Here is a 20861-nt window from a genome sequence, read left to right on the forward strand (position 1 = left end):
TCAGAGCGACGGAAAGAATGGTCCAAGCGACGGAAATGAGGAAGGAAGCGACGGATAAAAGAGCCAAGGTGACGGATAGAAATCAGAGCGACGGAAAGAATGGTCCAAGCGACGGAAATGAGGAAGGAAGCGACGGATAAAAGAGCCAAGGTGACGGGTAGAAATCAGAGCGACGGAAAGAATGGTCAAAGTGACGGATAGAGTAGTCAAAGTCATAGATAGAAACGCTAAAGTGGTGGATAGAAACGTCAAAGTGCGGATAGAGTAGCTAAAGTCGTGGATAGAACCCACAAAATCGTGGATAGAACCCGCAAAGTGACGGATAGAACGTAAAAAGGGAGGAGCATTCCCTCAGAAATTTAGATGTCATAGGCATTAGCTTCGCCATTAATCAATGCTACAATATTATCTATATGCTAGAATGAGAAAAACAATAGGAGGGGTTAGGGTGAAAAGCACCGTACCACATTTAGAAAAGGGCGATACAGTTGGTCTTATAGCCTTATCAAGTCAAGTAAAGCCCGAAAAGCTAGGAGATGCAATAGCCTTTCTTGAAGAGTTAGGTCTTAACTATATAATTGGGGATACGATTCAGGCAAAGAACGACTATCTGGCAGGTAGTGATGAGGAACGTCTGGCTGATTTTCATGAGATGGTGAGAAATCCAGAGGTGAAGGCAATTTTTTGTGTTAAGGGGGGCTATGGCTCTGCACGAATTGCGGAAAAGATTGACTACGGACTACTTGAGGAAAATCCAAAAATCTTCTGGGGCTTCTCAGATCTTACATATTTACATTGTGCGATTAATGAGTATGCGAATTTAGTGACGTTTCATGGACCGCTCCTTATGTCTGTAGATAGAATAGATGATTTATCAAAGAAAATGTTTTTACAGCTATTTTCACCGATGGAATTACAGTATACGGAGGATATTTCCCCATTAACAACGATTGCACCTGGTGTAGCCCGTGGAGAGATTATTGGTGGAAATTTACGTCGTCTTGTTAACACATTAGGTACAAAATTTGAAGTTCGCACGGAAGGTCGAATTTTATTGATTGAAGAGCTTGGAGAAACTATTCCAACAATCGATTCGATGCTGCAGCAATTAAAGCAGGCGAGAAAGCTTGAGGAGTTAGCCGGTGTTGTTATCGGTTCTTTTACGCAAACAGAAGCGGATGAAGCGGCACTATTTGCTTTAATGAAGGATTATTTTGCGGATTTAGGCATTCCGGTTGTAGCTGGCTTTAAAATCGGCCATGATTCAACGAATATTGCAATTCCATTAGGCGTAGATGCTATTTTAGATGCACAGGAAAAGGTACTAAGGATTTTGCCTGGTGTGCATTAAAAGAAGCGCTCAGCACTTTATATTGTGCTGAGCGCTTTATTTTATAGGAACGTTTAGGTTATTAATAAGGCTCTGCGTCATGACCTTTATCTACAGCCTTTTCAGGTGCCTCATCACCATCAATATTACCGAGTGGCTTTGATGAAGATGAATCATTTCGAGCTTTTTGTAATCCTTCTTTTAACAAACGACCGTATTCTTCATCTGCTTCCTCTGCTAATGCAATCATCGCTTCTTGAATGGCTTTATTACAGACTGCTAAATCACGAATTAAATTTTCAAGCAGCTCATCTCGCTCCCATTGCTCAAAATTGCGATATGTTTCTCCAGCTTGCTTCGTATTGCTTTGACGATCAATGGATTCCCGAACGAGATTGCCTTCCACAAGTGGTGTATGTTCCTTAGCCGTCTGAGTAGCTTCCTTTAAACCATTTAACATCGAAGGCTCGTAGTTTATATGAGGATTCTGCCCTGGAGCTAAATCACGCTTATACAGCATTTGACCACCATTTTGATTGGTTGCTACTCGTTTTTTAGGAGCATTGATAGGAAGCTGTAAATAGTTTGCACCTACACGATGGCGTTGTGTATCAGAATAAGAGAAGGTACGCCCCTGTAGCATTTTATCGTCCGAGAAATCCAATCCGTCTACAAGCACACCTGTTCCGAAAGCAGCCTGTTCAACCTCAGCAAAATAATCTTCTGGATTTTTATTTAACACCATCTTACCAACTGGATACCACGTGAATTGATCATTAGGCCAAAGCTTCGTATCATCTAATGGATCAAAATCAAGCTCTGGATGTGGACCATCCTCCATAATTTGGACGTTAAGCTCCCATTCAGGATAATCACCATTTTTAATTGCATCATATAAATCTTGTGTGGAATGATTGAAGTTTTTCTTTTGGATGTCTTCCGCTTCTTTTTGTGTTAAGTTTTTAATGCCCTGTAAAGGTTCCCAATGATATTTTACAAGGACGGCTTTGCCTTCACTATTGACCCATTTATACGTATTGACGCCAGAGCCTTGCATCATTCGATAATTAGCGGGAATACCCCATGGTGAATAAACGAATGTCACCATATGGAAGGATTCTGGTGAGCTTGCACAAAAATCAAAAAAGCGTTCAACGTCCTGAATATTTGTAATGGGATCAGGCTTAAAGGCGTGAATCATATCAGGGAATTTCATAGCATCGCGGATAAAGAATATTTTTAAATTATTGCCGACTAAATCCCAGTTGCCATCCTCAGTATAGAATTTTACAGCAAAGCCTCGTGGATCACGTAATGTCTCTGGTGAATGACCACCATGAATAACTGTTGAGAAGCGCACAAAAACAGGCGTCTGCTTCCCTTTATCCTGAAATACTTTTGCCCTTGTATACTTAGAAATAGGATCATCCCCAACAACACCGTATGTCTCAAAATAGCCATGTGCCCCTGCACCTCGCGCATGAACAACACGCTCAGGAACTCTTTCGCGGTCAAAGTGACTTATTTTTTCTATAAAATCATAGTTTTCAAGGGTTGCAGGTCCTCGATTACTGACAGTTCGTATATTTTGATTGTTAGTAATAGGGTGCCCTTGTCGATTTGTTAAAGTCATGTCATGCTCATTTGTTGAATCGTGTTGTTTTGTCATTGTGTAACCCCTTTCTTTGGATATAGTCATTCTGTCCAGGTTAGGGGAGAACTAGACATGAAAAAACCTCCTGCATGTGATATCTTTAAGGTTCTTTAGATTCCTTCTAAAGGAAATTCAAAATATACTTAAAAATCGGAAAAAGTTGATTTGACTGTTTTGAAATTCTTGTTAGTATTTTATGATATATGGAGATTGCAGCGACATTTTTACTTTAGTTACTGTAGGCTTCGATAATTACTTTTAAGGAGTGTAGATTGTGTCGACAATATTCGTATTTTCAATTGCTATGATGGGATTAGGTTTGGCAACTTATACAGCCTTTCAAACTGATGGTTTAGAAAAAAAGCAATTACAATTAGAAAAAGAGATAAAAGAATTAAAAGATAGAATTAAAAAAGAGTGAAAGTTAACACTCTTTTTTGCTTATTATTAAGAGAGTTTATAGAAGACTTAAAAAAGGAGATAGAAAATGCTACATACTGGATTAAAATATATTGGGTTTTTAATTATGTTAATTTTCGGTGGAGTCTTTTTGCTAAGATGGTTTCTTCATGATGAAATATTATTAGATCAATTAATTGCCTTTGTAATAGGGGTAATCTTCTACGTTGCTTCTTTATTCATTAAAGCAAGATGAGGTAATTATATGGGAATGAAAAAAGCTCTCCTACACACAAGGTGTAAGAGAGCTATTGGATGGCGTTTTCAAGTAATTATCAAGTTTGTTTGAGTATGGCCATTGCTTATAGTTGGTTATTAGTCATTGGTCATACAGTAACAGGTAACTTGTCATTGGTTTTGTTTAAGTTAGCTCCAAAAGCTAGTTTTGAAAACAGCACATCCAATTCGATATGAAGTCTCATCGACTCCATAACCTATTGTATACATTTCCTAATGATATGAAAAGCTCTGATTCATCAGTATGTACGCATTGTAAATCGATACTAATAAATTACATAATCTAATAACGAGCAAAAATTCATATTTGTTACAAATTTTCGAAAGACTCACAGTGGCATGCTGAGGATAAATATCAAAATTATTTTATATTTAAATTGTTTATTCCTGTACACACTCTTCCTATTATTTTATGGCCTTAACCTTGATATAAAAGGCTTTATTAATTTTTAATAGATGGTTTATTCGGTACAATAGAGGGTATAGAATACCTGTTTTAGTTAGTTCAATGTACATCATAAAGTTTTTATTTTACCCAAATGTCGAAAAATGGCGAATGATATTTATGGTAATTTACATCCAGTTTTGTAAGAATTGCAATAAGAGGAGATTTAAATAGAAATTTAAGTATTTTTTTCACTATAATTCTATTTCATTGAATCTAGTAACGTATATTTTTATTGATATGCATTCGGAGGGAATTAAGGTAATGAAGAAAGCTTTATTATTACTACTAGCAGTTATGCTAGTTGGATGTTCCGGAGAGGGAACAGAGAAGAAAAAAGAGGAAGATGTAAAAAAAGAAGATGTTGTAAAGAAAGAACCAGCTGAGGAAAAGAAAGTCGTTCCAGTAAAATATGAAGAGGTTGATTCTGAATCAAAGGCCGCTGTAGAAAAGTTTGTTAAAAAATACAATGTCAAAGTTGATGTATTAAAACAGGATGCAGAAGAACCATTAATAATAGACAAGATTTCAGAACCAATAACTAGTGAACTGAATAAAGAGGAGAATAATACTTTCTCACAAATTTTATTGGAAACTGATTTTAAACAATATAAGGGTCATTATAAAGTAGAAGCTAAATATAATAATGATAAAAAAATTATTGGATATGGTTTTTCTATGGAAGGAGTGCCGGAAAACGAAGTAAATGAAGATGTAGATGAATGGGGAGAAGGACTTGCCTCCGCTGTATCAATGGCTGCTATATTAGGAGTGAATGTAGATAAACTTCTTGATGAATTAGAAAAAGCTGGAGATGAGAATAAAGGTACTCATACTTATACTGATTCTAATACTAATCATAATGTAACTTTTCTTATTGCTGATATGGATTTAGGGAAATTCGGAATTAATTTTAATTTAACAAAGTAAAAAAAAAGCATCCCAAAATGAGCTGTACCCCAATTGTTAGACACAATCTAACAATTGGAGGTGCAGTTCAAAAAGGATGCTTTTTTTATTGCAGTATTTTACGATCTGATTAGAAATAACGAGAATCATCAAAATTGATTTCAACACTATAATTCTGCATTGATAAGATTCGATAATTTATGGGCATCTTTTTCTAGTAAAATAGCACGTTCACGGTACTCATCTGGCTCATACATAGCAATTTCATAAAGCATTGTATTTTCACCATAACCCATGCGTACACTCTCTTTTTCATGCATACTAAAATCTTTGCACAGCTCAGCGTCTGCACGGAGCTGTGTTGCGAGCTCAATTGCTTCAACTAATGCCAGTTTTTCCCCTTTAAAGTCCACTGAGTTTTTTATATTTGCTTCATATACTAAACGATCCAATGTACGAACATCGAGACGTACTTGAGCTAATTCAGCTTCAATTACTGTCATTGCACGATTACTTGTTTTGGGTGTTTGTCCTTTTTCAACAGTTACAAAAGCGCTACGATGTAATTCGCTAACGAGCTCCTGAACTTTTTTTGCTAAAATACTTTTTAGCTTAACGGCTTCTGCAAGATTAATCATGAAAACACGTCCTTTTACAGTGTAGTAGATGGTGCTACGTTTGTTAATAAGGCCATTTTATAATCGCCGCCATGAACTTGATTAAACATCTTACCAGCAGAAGCAAGAAGCTCTTTCGCATTTTCTTCAGATAATGATGGGCGGAGGTAGAAAATATGTAGAGCCTCGGTCGTTTCCTCTGAAACAGACGTACGTTTAGAATCGACAAATGGTGACCCAAACGCTCCCTCAGCATCACAGTTATATAGGATATTTTTTAATGAATTAAAACGTCCATTTAAGCCCTCATAGCCAGTTTCCTCGTTGCCAAGTGCAATCTCTACAGGGCCTTTTAGTTTAGCCACATCATATAAGCCTACTGGAATTTCATATTGGAGGGAGAAGAAATTATTTAAATCAACACCAGAGTGAAGTGGTGTTAAATAATTTTGCTTACTAATTCGGCGCATTAAGCTTTCTGCTGAGTGACGATAACGGTTCGGATCTGCACCAAGCTTTTTCCATAGTTGTCGCCATTCTACGATACCCTCTCGTTGCGTTACAGGACTATCTTGCATTTCTAAAAAGAGATTTTCCTGATACAATTGCATGCGGCCTTTAATCATTTGAGGCGATTCTGCAACGACAATTTTGGTATAATGAATAATGCCGATTTTTAGCTCGGGATGTTGTGTTAATAGAGATTGATTAATTGAAATTTCCATAAAACATCACCTACTTTATCTATTTCTATTATTGTATCATGTAAGGAGTTGGAAATAAAATGAACATACATGACCTACAACGAGAATTTGTGGCGTATGCAATGTCCATTGGTGTAGACAAAATTGGCTTTACAACAGCAGCTCCATTTACAGAATTAAAAAATAGACTGCGCCGTCAACAAGAACTTGGCTATCAGTCTGGCTTTGAAGAAAGCGATGTTGAAAAACGTACCGAACCCCTACAATTGTTAGAGGGAGCAGAGAGCATTGTGGCGATCGCTGTAGCCTATCCGTCACGCATGCAAAATGCACCTGTTGGCAAGAAGGCAGCAAGACGCGGAATTTTTTGCCGTGCTTCCTGGGGTGTCGATTATCATACAGCATTACGTGAGCGATTGAAATTATTATCAGCCTGGCTTGAGGAGCGCATAGAAGGTGTTCAGATTGAATCAATGGTTGATACGGGTGCACTTGTCGATAGGGCAGTTGCAGAGCGTGCAGGGATAGGCTGGAGCGGGAAAAACTGCTCGATTATTACGCCCGAGTTCGGTTCCTATGTATATTTAGGAGAGCTAATCACGAATATCCCTTTTGCTCCTGATCAGCCTATGGAGGATGAATGCGGGGATTGCCGCTTATGTTTAGATGTTTGTCCAACAGGCGCGTTAATCGAGGGAGGACAGCTAGACTCCCAACGTTGTATTGCCTTTTTAACGCAGACTAAGGGAATGCTACCTGATGAGTTTCGTACCCATATTGGTAATCGTTTGTATGGCTGTGATACATGCCAGACCGTATGCCCAAAGAATAAAGGAAAGATTAACTGGATACATGAGGAATTTAAACCTGATCCAGAGCTTGCAAAGCCATTACTTGTACCACTTTTAACGATTTCAAATCGTGACTTTAAAGAAAAATTTGGACATGTTTCTGGTTCATGGCGGGGGAAAAAGCCAATTCAACGCAATGCTATTTTGGCACTTGCACACTTTAAAGAAGAAGCTGCGGTACCAGATTTAGTAGCACTTCTTGAAAAGGATGAACGACCAGTTATTCGAGGAACAGCAGCGTGGGCTTTAGGTAAGATAGGCGGGGAGCAGGCCCAATCTGCATTACTTGAGGCAAAAGCAAAAGAACAAGACGAGGAAGTACTCGTTGAAATTGATAAAGGTTTACAATTTTTTAGTTAAGGAAGTGTACCGTTATGCCATTGCATATCGTTTTATATCAACCAGAAATTCCAGCGAATACAGGAAATATTGCACGCACATGTGCTGGCACAAATACGTCACTACATTTAATTCGTCCTCTGGGCTTTTCCACAGACGATAAAATGCTAAAACGTGCCGGCTTAGATTATTGGCATAGTGTCAATGTCGTGTATCACGATTCGCTAGAGGATTTTTTAGAGGCATCCAAAAATGGTGACGTTTATTTAATTGAGACATATAGTGAAGAGCCCTTTACGACACATGATTTTAGTGATAAAGATCGTGATATTTACTTTATGTTTGGCAAAGAAACGACTGGCTTGCCAAAGGATTTTGCGTATGAGCGTCGCGATATGTGTTTACGTATTCCACAGAGTGAGCATGTTCGTTCACTCAATCTATCGAATACAGCTGCCATTGTTATTTATGAAGCGTTGCGTCAACAAGGATATCCAGGATTACATTAAAAAAAGCAGTTCTCCCATAGAGGAGAACTGCTTTTGTTTTTTTGTTAGACGTGAAGGGATTCAAATGTGATGGTTAGAACTACACAAGCAACGGAAAGAACCTTGCAAGCGACGGATAAAACCCCGCAAGCGACGGAGAGAACCCCGCAAGCGACGGATAGCCCGGCAAGCGACGGAAAGAACCCAGCAAACGACGGATAAAACCCGTCAGGCGACGGAAAGAACTCCTCAAGCGACGGATTGCTCGTCAAGCGACGGAAAGAACTCCTCAAGCGACGGATTGCTCGACAAGCGACGGAAAGAACTCCTCAAGCGACGGATTGCTCGTCAAGCGACGGAAAGAACGCAGCAAACGACGGATACAACCCGTCAAACGACGGAAAGCACCTCGCGAGCGACGGATAAAACCCGTCAGGCGACGGAAAGAACTCCTCAAGCGACGGACTGCTCGTCAAGAGACGGAAAGAACCCAGCAAACGACGGATACAACCCGTCAAACGACGGAAAGCACCTCGCGAGCGACGGATAAAACCCGTCAGGCGACGGAAAGAACTCCTCGAGCGACAGATTGCTCGTCAAGAGACGGAAAGAACCCAGCAAACGACGGATAAAACCCGTCAAGTGACTGATACAATCCTCACCCCGACGGATAGTACGTCACATCACTCTTAAAATTTCAATAAAACAACGATACCTGATGGATCCTCTGTTTGGAAACCACCATCTATATCAATAACAGGTGCACCAATTGAACGGAGATTTTCTTTCATTGTTGCTGCTTGCTCTTTATTATCTAGACGTAATGAAAATGTTTTTAAGCCAACCTGATTTTCACCAAGCTTCGGTGCGTTTTCAGAGTGCCAAGTGTTTAAACCGATATGATGGTGATAGCGGCCAGTTGAGATAAATAAAGCTTGTGCGCCATAGCGAGTGACAATCTCAAATCCTAATCCTTTTGTATAAAATTCCTCTGCGGCAGCTAAATTAGAAACGGATAAATGAATATGTCCCATAACCGTATCAGCTGGTAGGCCATCCCATCTACCATCGCCTTCCTCTAATATAGAATGGATTTTAAGAGGTTCAGTCACCATATGCACTTGGTCGAAATGCCAAGTCCATTCATTTTCAGGGCGATCCGCATAAACCTCAATACCATTATTATCAGGGTCATTTAAATAAAGTGCTTCACTGACATCATGGTCAGACGCTCCGAAGTATACGCCCTTGTTATGGAAATGAGTAATGATATTTGCTAAATCACGACGAGTAGGCAATAAAATGGCAAAGTGATAAAGGCCAGTTGTAAAGCTTGTTTTTTCCTCTACTGTTTCGGGTTGAACGATTGTCAGTAAAGCTGTTTTACCATCAGCAGTTAAAGTTGCTCTATGAGATTCCTGATGTAAAACGTTAAAGCCAATTACCTCCTGATAATAAGTTAATGAACGTTGTAAATCACTCACTTTAATTTCAACATTTGTGACATATGTGTTAGGTTTTTCATGAAAATGCATAGTAAATTACCTCCGAATAAAAGTTATTATTAATTATCAACTTACTTTATGTAAGTAAGTTTATTTTATAAAGTGCTAAATGTCAAGTAATGATATTGAGCTGTTACTGGTGATGTTTTTTGAATTTTATCAATTTTTGTTCAATTTATAACAAAAATTGATTTTGAAACTTGTATAAACTGGTGGCATAAGCTTCTGTACAGGACTTTATAATCACTTTTTGAAATACAGAAATCTAGTTTTACTAGGCTTCTTTTCTTTTTATATGAATTATCAATGATATCAAACTCCAAGCATCTTTGAGTTATCTGGTTTTGATCAATTTTTGTTCTAATCATGACAAAACTTGATTTTGAGATTTTTTTCGCTAATGATATGTTATTAACATACCCGGGGAAAAGCAGAGAAAGAAGAATACCAAACAAAAGTTGTTTATTAATATTACATTAGGAACTATTTTCATTACAAAATATGGATTAACTGAAAGAGAGGAGTTTATTAAACTATGAAAATGAGCAAAATTACATTATTAGGATTAGCAACTGTATTGGGCATTACTATTATATTCCCAACTCCTTCAGGTGCGGCAGCCGAGCAAGAAGATGTCAATTATGATCCGCATGATACTTCAGAGGTGGGTTCTTTTGAAAATCTAGAGGGTGGAACTTCAGCGACAATTGAAGAAATGTCTCCTCTTCGCCCAATGCCTAGGGCTTCACAAGGTAAAAGTTATAATATACCTGGTAGTCAGGGGACATTGACATCCAATGTTTGGCGTACAACAGCAGGTCAAACTTCAGGAAACACAGTACAATGGGATTATCAAGTTTCTGCTGTTTATTCCGGTTCTGAAAAAGTTGAATCTATTAGAACAACATGGAATGCCTCTGCATCAATGAGAAATTCAGCGAATATATCATTAGGAATATCTGATAGTGGAGCTAATGCTGGTGGAGGATCATCATGGGCTACTACTTCTACTAAAACCAAGTACTGGGAGAATAATAATGGAGCTAAGGAATCTTCATATCGTTCCAATGTGATTGTTTCACCTAAAAAGGATTATAGAACTGGAACTATTTCAGTAGTTAATACCGCTAAAGTAAAATTATCAGGAGATAAGAAGTCTTATGAGATTTCAGCTGGGATGTAAAAAAATATATGTTGTATTATCCCTAATAATAGTAATAATTTTATTGTTTAGTTTTATTAAATTTAAAAATTCATCTGGAAATGATAGAAGTGGAATATATACAAAAGAAATATATGTTTTGGATTATTGGGATCAAAAAGTAAAAGTATACAATCAACATACCTATAAGTTTATTAGGTATTGGAAAGATATTGAAAATGAGTTTCAATATAATTTTAAAGAATATAGTGACATTTTGACGAGTGGGAATAGTATAACAAATAATTTTTCGATTATTCGTTATACAGAAACAGGAGTTAAGACATTATTAAAACTACCTACAAACGAAGCGTTGTTTCCACTAACATTTGATAACAAAGATAATATGTATTTTTGTAGAATTTATTATAATGATGATAAAACTGAGAAAAAAAGGGTTATATCAAAGTATAGTAAAAAAGATAATCAATTGGATGATTTAGCTATTGATGTTGGTAAACTTATGGATGTTAGTGTTATAGGGAAAAAAATATTTTTTACTTCTTACAATGAAAAAGAACAAAAGTATGAATTGTATGAATCAAGTTTAACAGGTAAGAATGAAATTAAAATGATAGAAAGTAATTTAGAAGATTCCGACATCTATAATATTAATGAGGAATTGTATTTGAAGTCTGCAGAGGGAAAATTAGTTTCGCAAGTAAAAGAATATCCCTCAGGAGAGATAACGGTTGCTTATAAGGATTGGTTATTATTTTTAGATGTTAACGAAAATAACTCCCAAGACTTACGTATTTACTCAATTGATAGCGAAAAGTATATCTATAAAACAGAAAATTTAAATGGATATAATCTAAATGGATATAGACTTACAATATTTAAAGATGATTCTACAAAAAAAGTAGATTTAAAATCATTAATTTCAATATAGTTTTATTATTATTTTGATTATATAAGGAATTAGTCATATCAATAAGGTTTCATTTCTGCGGAATTATGTCATCAGATTTGTTATTACCTTTTGATATGACTGTTTTTATGAAAAGAATTTTTTATGCAGGATGTACGTTATGACACAGCTGATTTTTTCTTGTAAATAAATTGTGAATCCGTATTCAAACAACACATATAAACAGGCAGCACCACTCTGAACTATAAAGGCATCAATTATAGGAGCTGCCTTTTTCGAAAACAAAAAAATCACTAAGCACATGTTCATGCTTAGTGATTTTTTTGAGATATTATTTGTCTGCTCTGTAGTCGCCTTCATAACCAGCAGTGAAAATAGCAGTTAAGAATGCTACAGTTACACCAATAATTAATATTAAACTCATGGAAGAACCCTCCTCATGTTTATAAAGACATCTCTGTTTAGTATAGCCTATCTACTATAAAAATGAAACGACGTAGCGGAATAAAATATGTCAGAAATGGTTCAGAAATAACTATTTAGGGAAAACTATAAGAGAGGTGATGATAGTGGAAAAAAAGGTTCCAAATATCGAAAACGGTACAATGGCTAGAAATTTTAAAGATTTACAGGATTTGGGGAAGCAGATGGAGCATTTACGGGATGGTCAAGAGCTTGTAGAAGACAATCGAATTCCAGACCCTATCCAAGTAGATGATTATGAAGAGGAAGCAAACGAACAATAAGAAATTCCCCGGAAATTTTCCTTATGTTTCTTAAAACCAATTTTTTGTATAATGGAACTAGGAAAAGAAAGGGGTTGTTATTCTTGAATTTACAATCAACAAAAACATTAGCAAATGGTGTGGAAATGCCTCGCTTTGGCTTAGGTGTTTATAAAATGACAAAGCGTGATGAGACTTTGCAGGCTATTGATAAAGCTGTTAAATATGGCTACCGAGCTATAGATACGGCTTCTCTTTATGGTAATGAGGCTGAGGTGGGCGAAGCTATTCGTCATTCAGGCGTTAAACGTGAGGATATTTTTGTGACGACAAAGGTTTGGAATAATGACCAAGGTTATGATGAAACATTACGAGCTTTTGAAGTATCTTTGAAAAAGTTAAATATGGACTATTTAGATTTATATTTAACGCATTGGGCAGTACCAGAAACATTTGAAGAGACGTATAGAGCAATTGAACGTTTATATGATGAAAAATTAATTCGTGCAACAGGGGTCTCAAATCATCATGAGCACCATTTACAAAAGCTATTAGCTAAAGCAAATATTGCACCAATGGTCAATCAAGTAGAGGTGCATCCATATTTACAGCAAGACGCATTACGAGCATTTTGTAGTGAGCATGAAATTGCTGTTACGGCATGGTCTCCATTAGGTCGTGGTGGGGTACTTGATAATCCAACGATTATGGAAATTGGTCACGAAATAGGGAAGACAGCTGCTCAAGTAGTGCTGCGCTGGCATTTACAAAATGAAACACTTGTTATTCCAAAGTCTGTGACACCTAGTCGTATCGAGGAAAATGCACAGATTTTTGATTTTGAATTAACACTAGCACAAATGGATAAAATAGCTGCATTAAATCGCAATGAACGATTTGGGCAGGATCCAGATAACTTTAAATTTAATTTTTAATAGAAATCCCGCTCTCTACCTAGAGAAGCGGGATTTTAAAAATTATTTAGATTCTTTTACAAATGGAATGTAGTTAGAAAGCATTTTTGCCATATGTGCACGTGTAGCGTTGTCACCAGGCATAAATTTGCCGTTTGCGCCGCTAACAATCTTTAAGTCTTTCAGAAGTGCGATAGCATCTTGTGTTTCAGCGTCATATTTAGAAATATCACTGAAATCAGCTTTTAAACCTGTTTTTGCATCATGTTGTAGGTTATATGCACGTGCGAACATTAATGCAAGTTGAGCACGAGTTACTTTTGCATTAGGATTGAATTTACCACCATTCACACCTTGTACAATTCCTGCTTCAGCAAGTGCGGTAATTTCTTTTTGTGTTGCAGCATTTACATTAGCAATATCTGAGAATGTTGCTTGGCCTTTAGCTTCAAGCTTTAAGGCACGCGCGATAAATGATGCAGCTTGTGCACGAGTTAAGTTTGCGTTAGGTGAATATGTTGTTGCAGAAGTACCGTTTGCTAAATCACGGTAATAAAGATCACGAACATAGCCTTCTGTTTCTGATCCTTTTACGATATCTGTAAAGGGAATTGTTGCGATAATACGTCCTTCTACTTTTGGATCAACTTTTTTCAATGTATCTAAGTGTTCGATAAACATTTCATAGTCAATCGTACCAGGTTCACTAACGCGGCCGTCTTCATAAACTTTTTTCAGTGTATCGTAGCCGTCTCCACCTTTAGCAGTGAATGTATTTGTTGCAGCTTTATAATAGGCTGCTTTATCTAGTTCTTTACCATTTAATTTAATAGATTTTACACGTTTACCAGCTGGTGCTTTACCATCAAATTCTACTTGTAAACCAGAGAAGTGTAGGAAGCCACCAGATTCTTTCGGGAACTCTTTCACACTATGTTCAACAGTATCGTAGATTTCAGCACCTGTTAATTTTACGATACCAAGAGCATTACCAAATGGCATAACTGTCATAACTTCACCAACAGTGATATCACCAGCGTCAATACCAGCTCGGATACCTCCACCGTTTTGGAATGCAAATTGTACTTCTGGGTCAATTTTCTTAGCACCAGCAAGCATACCATCAGTAATTAAGTTACCAAGGTTTGTTTCGCCAGCACGAACGCCCCAAAGATTACGACCGCCATTTAGTGGAGACACAGCTGTATTACCTGTTGATTGATTTAATATTTTTGAAATTTTCTCTTTATATGGAGCTAAAAGTGCTTCAGCTTCAGGATCAGCTTGTACAGGCTTTTCTTTATCATTTAAAGCATGCAATTGACCGAAGTAATCAACAACGGCACCGTTATCGTCAAATGTTAGGTCAAGTTCACCTAAATTTTCGCTATATTGCCCCGTTTGAACGATAATTGTAGGGTTCTTAAATGATGTTTCAGCTTTCACAGGCTTGTCTAATTTTGTATGTGTATGGCCACCTACGATTACATCAATGCCTTCTACAGCTTTTGCTAGTAATTGGTCATTATCCCAATCTGCGGAATCATCGAAGCCTAAGTGTGTTAATGCGATAATTTTGTTAACACCTTGCTTTTCAAATTCTGCTACTGCTTTTTTCGCAGAATTGATATAGTTAGCAAATTGAACGTTTACAACGCTTGAAATCGATGGTGTTTCTTCTGTTGTTAAGCCGAAAATACCTACTTGTTCTCCAGCGATTTCTTTAATAATACCGTTATAAATTTTACCGTTTTCAAAGTCTTTAGTGACTGTTTTGAATTGTAAGCCATCAAATAAAGAATCCTTTGAAAAATCTAGGTTACTTCCTAATAATGGGAAGTCTGCACCCTTAACAAATTTCGCAAGTGCAGCATGTCCTTCTGGGCTTGATCCTAAATCGAACTCATGATTACCAAAAGTCATAGCATCATAACCCATTAAGTTCATTAACTTCATATCTGTTTCTCCAGCAAATTCGTTAAAGTATAAAGTACCAGAGAAGACATCACCAGCATCTAAAAGAAGTGAATTTGTATTTGCAGCACGAAGTTCTTTTACTTTTGTTGCACGCTTTGTAGCATCCTCAACGTGTGCATGCGTGTCATTTGAGTGTAGAACTGTTAATTTGAAACCATCTTTCGTAGCTGCCGGTGTTGTTTCTGCTGCATGTGCGGCAAAACCGGGTGTAGCTAGTAAACTCGCAACTAGAGTTGTTGCTGCAATACTTTTAACCCATTTCATCAATAAATTCCCCCTCATAATATGTCAGATGACTGACAATTTACTCTATTCTATCATGAAAAAAAACCACCGTCATTACCAATAATGGAAATGTATATTAAAATTACTGTAAAAAATATATTAAAGAAATGTTAAATGATATATTTATACTTTTTTAGAATTATAAGGATCATCACAAAAAAATGGGTATGACATTTATTGAAACGTATACTATGTATATAAGTTGATTGGAGTGGAGACTGGACGCCCCCAGGAAGCTTTGCTCTGTGCGAAAGCGAAGCGTCAGCAACAAATGTTTTCTGTAGCGAAAGCAAAGCGGCAGCTACAAATGTTTTAACTGTGCGAAAGCGAAGCGTCAGCAACAAATGTTTTCTGTAGCGAAAGCGAAGCGTCAGCTACAAATGTTTTAACTGTGCGAAAGCGAAGCGTCAGCGACAAAGCGCCCAGTCGGAACGGAAATCAACCCCACGTTATGGTGATGAGCCAATTATAAGTAAAGGAATAATACTTTTCTCGAAGATACAATGTCTTCAATGTAAATTTGAGTATACAAAAACTGCACCTCGAATTGTTAGCTTATGTGCAACAATTCAAGGTGCAGTACGATAATTACTGCTGATCCTTTACAACGATTTGCTTATTTAAAAATGGATGTTCGAATTCCAATTGAATAGCATGAAGCTCGTAATCATCACTTGCCGTTTCTCTTGCTCCGTACATTGTATCTCCAATAATCGGATGACCGATATGTGCTAAATGTACGCGAATTTGATGTGTTCTCCCTGTTTCAAGAATTAGATGGACAACACAAGAGCTTTTATAGCGAGCTACAACTTCATAGTGTGTAACTGCATGCTGTCCAGTTTTAGAAACGACACGTCTTGTTGCATGATGTCGGTCTTTCCCGATTGCTTCAGAAATTGTGCCAGATGAAGAGCGTAAATTCCCTTGCACCTCTGCAGCGTATGTTCGAATAATGGATTTTTCCTCAATCATACGGTCAAAGATTGATTTTGCTAAAGGATGTTTTGCTACAAGTAACAAACCTTGTGTCCCTTTATCTAAACGATGGACATGCTCCGCATAAGTTCCGCCTTGCTCTTTAATGTGAGCCATAACATGATTCATACAAGTATGAGTATCACGTGCATCATTTGGATGTGTCGACATGCCTTTTGGTTTAGAAACGATCAAGCAATGGTCATCCTCATAGACGACATCAATTGCACAAACCGGTGTCGGTTGATAATTAGATGTCGGAATCGGGAATGTGAATTTTATGATTGTTCCTACTTGTAGTGGATCATTCCACTGAATAGGCTCTCCGTCAACTGTTGTGATAGCCTTCGCCATTCTCAGTTCATGGACTAGCTTTTTACCGAGTCTCCAATCATTGCGTAGTAGATCCTCAACTGTTAAATTATTTGTACTTATTTCATAGTGAAACATATATCTTCCTCCGTAGAAAAGACCGTATTCCAATTGTAGAACACGGTCTCGAAATTAATTTGCTGCTTTAGCAGCCTTCATTACATAGAAGCTTGCCCCTGCAATTAAAATAAATGCAGTTAGCGCTAAAAATGGGATTGTGATAAAACCTAACCAGTTGATATATTGACCAGTACATGAAACAACACCACAAGAAGGGGCTGTATCAGCTAAAAAACTAAGCTTTTGAATACCATAATGGTAAAGTGATATACTGCCTCCCATAATGGCAAAAACAGCGGTTGTTACAGCAATACGTGCATTTTTTTGAATAAAGGCAATCGTTGTCATAATGACAATTGGATACATGAAAATTCGTTGAAGCCAACACATTTTACAAGGTTCATATTGACGGATTTCAGAAAAGTATAAGGAACCCAATGTTGCAACGACAGAGACAATCCAAATAAGTAATAAGCCGTTCTCTTCTTTTTTAGACATATAAATTCTCTCCTTAGTATAACCATGTACTTGTTCGATTATAGTTGTTCTAGTTTTATATGTAAATTAACTTACCCAAAATAAGGTATCATCACCAAAACGTGTGGTTGATTTCCGTTCCGACTGGGCGCTTTCCTGGGGGCGTCCGATGAGCCGCTTCACTCGCTTTGCTCGCTCCAGGGTCTCATCTGTGACGCTGATCCCCAAGGAGTCGCCCAGCCTCCACTACAATCAACTTATTTACATAGTATACGTTTTAGCAAAAGTCATCCACAACTTTTGGTGATGAACCAAAATAAGGTATATTCTTATGCAAAATTTCAGTCTAAAGTATGAATGGCTTAGGCAGACGTTCCAGACTTTGAAATGTTATCATTAAATTAGCAATGCCAAAGAAGAGGTGTTTTTGTGAGGGAGAATGATCATTCCAATATCGGTATTTTAAAAGAGATTGCAGAGTTATTAAACGAAGAAACTGAAATTGTGTCGATGTTAAAAGGAGCACTTGTGAAATTTTTAAATGGCACAAATTTTGAAACAGGCTGGATTTTTTTTATCGATGAAAAAGGGCGATCGGAGCTTGTTGTCCATGTCAATTTACCAGAGGCTCTGGAGCATAAAAATTGTCATTATTTAGAAAAGGGAGGCTGTTGGTGTGTTTCCCGTTATCGTAATGAGGAATTAAAAAAAGCCTCTAATATTATTGAATGTCAACGTATTGAAAGTGCAATTGCAGCAAATGTTGGTGATCACGAAGGCATTACACATCATGCAACAGTTCCGCTTCAATCAGGTCAAGAGCGTTTTGGTGTCCTAAATGTTGCATCGAAGGATACCGTGCGTTTTTCAGAGGAAGAGCTCGCTTTACTTGAATCGGTTGCATTTCAGATGGGGTCGGCCATTAAACGTATTTTACTGACAAAGCAAGAACAAGAAATGGCACTTGTGAAAGAGCGCAATCGTCTAGCCCGAGATTTACATGATTCTGTCAATCAGCTACTTTTTTCCGTTACATTAACGGCGAGAGCTGGTATTGAAATGACAAATGATAGTGATGTGAAGGAAACATTTAAGGAGATTCAGCACTTAACACAGGATGCCTTAACAGAAATGCGTGCCCTCATTTGGCAGCTCCGTCCAAAAGGATTAGAAAATGGTTTACTTGAAGCAATCAAAGTGTATGCTGAAATGCTTGGCTTGAAGCTTCAAGTAACGGTCTCTGGTGTACTGCAATTCCCATCACGTATCGAAGAAACATTATTTCGGGTAGCCCAAGAAGCACTTAATAATGTTCGCCGTCACGCGGGTGTGTTGGAAGCTGCACTTTATATTACGGTCACTTCTACAGATATTTTACTTGTTATTCGTGATGAGGGACGAGGCTTCGTCATCGATCATAACACGAAGCTACTTTCAATAGGCTTGCAATCCATAAAGGATCGTGCAAAATCAGTTGGTGGCAAAGCTGACTGGGTTAGTGAAATTGGCAAAGGAACAGAGCTGTTAATCCGCTTGCCGTATTAGGGGGGAAGAGTATGATACGTGTTTTAATCGCAGATGACCATCATGTAGTACGTCGTGGATTATTATTTTTCTTAAAAACACAGAAAGATATTGAAGTCGTAGGAGAAGCGAAAAATGGACTAGAGGCAATAGCATTAGCGGAAAGTATACAGCCAGATATTATACTCATGGATTTGGTAATGCCTGAGATGGATGGGATTCAGGCAACAAAGCGCATTAAAGCAAAGTTTCCGCAAATAGAAATTCTAATGCTGACAAGCTTTTCAGACCGTGATCATGTGGTGCCAGCTATGGAGGCAGGGGCTGCAGGCTATCAGTTGAAAGATATTGAACCTGATGAGTTGGTATTGTCCATTCGCCGTATTATGCGAGGCGAAAATACATTACATCCAGAAGCAACAACGACTTTGGAAATGGACCGTCAAGAATCAAAAAATGCACCTCATGTTTTAAACCCTCTAACACCTCGTGAACAGGATGTGCTTGCAGAGCTTACAAAAGGGAAAAGTAATCGAGAAATTGCGTCCTCTTTATTCGTTACAGAAAAAACAGTGAAGACTCATATTTCTAATATTTTCACGAAGCTACAAGTGCAGGATCGTACGCAGGCGGCTCTTTATGCAGTGAAGCACGGACTGACAGAGGGTAGTGGTGTATAAAAGTTAATTGATATCAGATCGGTCGTCCCCAGGAGTCGGAACGGAAATCAACCCCAAGGTTATGATGATGAGACTGGATTATTAAAAAACGACGAGTTCCTATGAACTCGTCGTTTTTTAATGAATGAAACCTTTATTTATTTTTGAACAAAAAATTTGTTTGAAATATCAATTAATGTAGAGCTTGGCGAAATCGATAGGTCATCTTTTAGCTTCTGTTCATAAGCGTGAAATACTTTGTATGCCTGTTCATGAAATCCCGTATTTATTAAAATGTGTAAATAGTGCTCAAGTTTTTGTTCATTATATGGATCAAACTCTAATAGTCTATTTAAAAAATTTAATGCCTTATCAATATCCGTTAGAAATGTTGCTTGAAAACCTTTTTCTAATAAATCTATGTATGATTTCGTCAGCTTATCTTTATAGGCAGTTGCCCACTCATAATCATCATAAATGAGTAGTCCATTTTTATAAATTGAGAGACTTTGATTGATCAAAGAAATTGGTGGGAATTCTAACTTCGTGAAATCCTCATAATATCTATGAAAGTCATATAAATCACAAAGGATGTTCGGTTTTTCGAAGATATAGTATTTATTTGAAAAAATAATACAGTTTGCATAGCCTATATTATTTAAGGTTTTTCTTAAATAAGAAAGTGCGGTATGAAGATTCGATTTTGCTCGTACATAGTCTAAATCAGGCCATAGAATTTCAATTAAATAATCACGATGAATAGGAATGTTTGGATGTAATATGAAATATACAAATAACTCCTTTGTTTTCTCGGTTTTGAAGGCAACTAAGCTGTTGTTGCTATATGCGGCAAATTGATTAAAGCATTGTACGTTTAACATGGTTTTCGAAGCTTTTTTAATCATTTGCTGAATAGAATATTCATGCTCGATACGAGAAACAGTTTTTTCTAAGCGAGCATGACTAATTGGTTTAAGTACGTAGTCAAGACCTCCGATTTCATAGGATTGTAAAGCAAATTCTTTATATGAAGTTATAAAAATAACACTAACATGTGGACGATCAGTTTTGATAATATCAGCTAATTCAAGCCCAGTCAGTTCATTCAGCTTTGCCTCTAAAAAAATGACGTCAAATTCTATTATTGGAAGCTCATTTAAAAATACTTCTACACTTGTAAAAGTTTGAATTACCTGTATTTGCTGAAATGCTTGTAGTTTACTTTGAAAATAGTGTAAAGCTAAAGGTTCATTGTCTATTAAAACGGCTCGAATCACGTC

The 20861-nt window shown here is 37.2% G+C and carries 19 protein-coding genes and 1 pseudogene; 12 read left to right on the forward strand and 8 right to left on the reverse strand.

The window, feature by feature from the left end; genetic code table 11:
• Window positions 1-448: 448 nt before the first annotated feature.
• Entirely contained in the window at window positions 449-1351 is a 903-nt protein-coding gene (locus tag ACFXN8_RS07020; RefSeq protein WP_386843917.1) for a S66 peptidase family protein, read from the forward strand.
• 61 nt (window positions 1352-1412) lie between these two features.
• Here the strand turns inward: ACFXN8_RS07020 and ACFXN8_RS07025 are convergent, their stop codons facing one another.
• Window positions 1413-2999 carry a catalase gene (locus tag ACFXN8_RS07025; protein ID WP_386843919.1) on the reverse strand — a complete coding sequence of 529 codons (1587 nt, stop codon included), beginning with the start codon at window positions 2997-2999 and terminating at the stop codon, window positions 1413-1415.
• A 259-nt stretch (window positions 3000-3258) separates the two neighbouring features.
• On the opposite strand from ACFXN8_RS07025, the gene ACFXN8_RS07030 reads away from it, so the two are divergent.
• The 3 genes from ACFXN8_RS07030 to ACFXN8_RS07040 all read left to right on the forward strand — a co-directional run bounded on the left by ACFXN8_RS07030 (window position 3259) and on the right by ACFXN8_RS07040 (window position 5055).
• The gene (locus ACFXN8_RS07030; protein WP_386843921.1) at window positions 3259-3405 is read left to right on the forward strand and encodes a hypothetical protein; all 147 of its coding nucleotides are present in this window, start codon (window positions 3259-3261) and stop codon (window positions 3403-3405) included.
• Between the two features lie 66 nt (window positions 3406-3471).
• Window positions 3472-3639, forward strand: a complete 168-nt coding sequence (locus ACFXN8_RS07035) for a hypothetical protein (RefSeq protein WP_386843923.1) — start codon at window positions 3472-3474, stop codon at window positions 3637-3639.
• A 750-nt stretch (window positions 3640-4389) separates the two neighbouring features.
• Window positions 4390-5055 carry a hypothetical protein gene (locus ACFXN8_RS07040; protein ID WP_386843925.1) on the forward strand — a complete coding sequence of 222 codons (666 nt, stop codon included), beginning with the start codon at window positions 4390-4392 and terminating at the stop codon, window positions 5053-5055.
• Window positions 5056-5164: 109 nt separating this feature from the next.
• Here the strand turns inward: ACFXN8_RS07040 and ACFXN8_RS07045 are convergent.
• Together ACFXN8_RS07045 and ACFXN8_RS07050 are read right to left on the reverse strand one after the other, a co-directional pair.
• Window positions 5165-5672 (reverse strand): annotated as a pseudogene (locus ACFXN8_RS07045) (hypothetical protein).
• A 14-nt stretch (window positions 5673-5686) separates the two neighbouring features.
• Window positions 5687-6376: a B3/B4 domain-containing protein gene (locus tag ACFXN8_RS07050; RefSeq protein WP_386843927.1), complete on the reverse strand. Its 690-nt coding sequence runs from the start codon at window positions 6374-6376 to the stop codon at window positions 5687-5689.
• Window positions 6377-6435: 59 nt separating this feature from the next.
• Between ACFXN8_RS07050 and queG the strand changes: the two genes are divergently transcribed.
• Window positions 6436-7566 (forward strand): tRNA epoxyqueuosine(34) reductase QueG, encoded by a 1131-nt coding sequence (queG, locus tag ACFXN8_RS07055; protein ID WP_386843929.1) that lies wholly within the window; start codon window positions 6436-6438, stop codon window positions 7564-7566.
• Between the two features lie 14 nt (window positions 7567-7580).
• Window positions 7581-8054 (forward strand): tRNA (uridine(34)/cytosine(34)/5-carboxymethylaminomethyluridine(34)-2'-O)-methyltransferase TrmL, encoded by a 474-nt coding sequence (gene trmL, locus ACFXN8_RS07060; protein WP_053485736.1) that lies wholly within the window; start codon window positions 7581-7583, stop codon window positions 8052-8054.
• 668 nt (window positions 8055-8722) lie between these two features.
• Here the strand turns inward: trmL and ACFXN8_RS07065 are convergent.
• Complete coding sequence (locus ACFXN8_RS07065; RefSeq protein ID WP_386843931.1) at window positions 8723-9568, reverse strand: VOC family protein; 846 nt, start codon at window positions 9566-9568, stop codon at window positions 8723-8725.
• Window positions 9569-10073: 505 nt separating this feature from the next.
• Between ACFXN8_RS07065 and ACFXN8_RS07070 the strand changes: the two genes are divergently transcribed.
• From ACFXN8_RS07070 to ACFXN8_RS07085, 4 genes are all read left to right on the forward strand, one after another.
• Window positions 10074-10721 carry a hypothetical protein gene (locus ACFXN8_RS07070; RefSeq protein WP_386843933.1) on the forward strand — a complete coding sequence of 216 codons (648 nt, stop codon included), beginning with the start codon at window positions 10074-10076 and terminating at the stop codon, window positions 10719-10721.
• Window positions 10699-11631, forward strand: a complete 933-nt coding sequence (locus tag ACFXN8_RS07075; protein WP_386843935.1) for a hypothetical protein — start codon at window positions 10699-10701, stop codon at window positions 11629-11631. The genes ACFXN8_RS07070 and ACFXN8_RS07075 overlap by 23 nt, the downstream gene beginning before the upstream one ends.
• A gap of 548 nt (window positions 11632-12179) precedes the next feature.
• The gene (locus tag ACFXN8_RS07080; RefSeq protein ID WP_370046307.1) at window positions 12180-12356 is read left to right on the forward strand and encodes a hypothetical protein; all 177 of its coding nucleotides are present in this window, start codon (window positions 12180-12182) and stop codon (window positions 12354-12356) included.
• Between the two features lie 83 nt (window positions 12357-12439).
• On the forward strand, window positions 12440-13270 hold the full coding sequence (locus ACFXN8_RS07085; RefSeq protein ID WP_386843937.1) for an aldo/keto reductase: 831 nt from the start codon (window positions 12440-12442) through the stop codon (window positions 13268-13270).
• 42 nt (window positions 13271-13312) lie between these two features.
• On the opposite strand, the gene ACFXN8_RS07090 is transcribed toward ACFXN8_RS07085, so the two are convergent.
• From ACFXN8_RS07090 to ACFXN8_RS07100, 3 genes are all read right to left on the reverse strand, one after another.
• Complete coding sequence (locus ACFXN8_RS07090; RefSeq protein WP_386843939.1) at window positions 13313-15490, reverse strand: 5'-nucleotidase C-terminal domain-containing protein; 2178 nt, start codon at window positions 15488-15490, stop codon at window positions 13313-13315.
• A gap of 609 nt (window positions 15491-16099) precedes the next feature.
• Window positions 16100-16939, reverse strand: a complete 840-nt coding sequence (locus tag ACFXN8_RS07095; RefSeq protein ID WP_386843941.1) for an RluA family pseudouridine synthase — start codon at window positions 16937-16939, stop codon at window positions 16100-16102.
• Window positions 16940-16993: 54 nt separating this feature from the next.
• Window positions 16994-17419 carry a disulfide oxidoreductase gene (locus ACFXN8_RS07100; RefSeq protein ID WP_386843942.1) on the reverse strand — a complete coding sequence of 142 codons (426 nt, stop codon included), beginning with the start codon at window positions 17417-17419 and terminating at the stop codon, window positions 16994-16996.
• 408 nt (window positions 17420-17827) lie between these two features.
• On the opposite strand from ACFXN8_RS07100, the gene ACFXN8_RS07105 reads away from it, so the two are divergent.
• Together ACFXN8_RS07105 and ACFXN8_RS07110 are read left to right on the forward strand one after the other, a co-directional pair.
• Complete coding sequence (locus ACFXN8_RS07105; protein ID WP_376076898.1) at window positions 17828-18943, forward strand: GAF domain-containing sensor histidine kinase; 1116 nt, start codon at window positions 17828-17830, stop codon at window positions 18941-18943.
• Window positions 18944-18954: 11 nt separating this feature from the next.
• The gene (locus ACFXN8_RS07110) at window positions 18955-19602 is read left to right on the forward strand and encodes a response regulator (protein ID WP_376076900.1); all 648 of its coding nucleotides are present in this window, start codon (window positions 18955-18957) and stop codon (window positions 19600-19602) included.
• A 137-nt stretch (window positions 19603-19739) separates the two neighbouring features.
• Here the strand turns inward: ACFXN8_RS07110 and ACFXN8_RS07115 are convergent, their stop codons facing one another.
• Window positions 19740-20858: a response regulator gene (locus ACFXN8_RS07115; RefSeq protein ID WP_386843945.1), complete on the reverse strand. Its 1119-nt coding sequence runs from the start codon at window positions 20856-20858 to the stop codon at window positions 19740-19742.
• Window positions 20859-20861 lie beyond the last annotated feature (3 nt).

This window comes from Lysinibacillus sp. NPDC059133, from assembly GCF_042755925.1.
GTDB lineage: Bacteria > Bacillota > Bacilli > Bacillales_A > Planococcaceae > Lysinibacillus.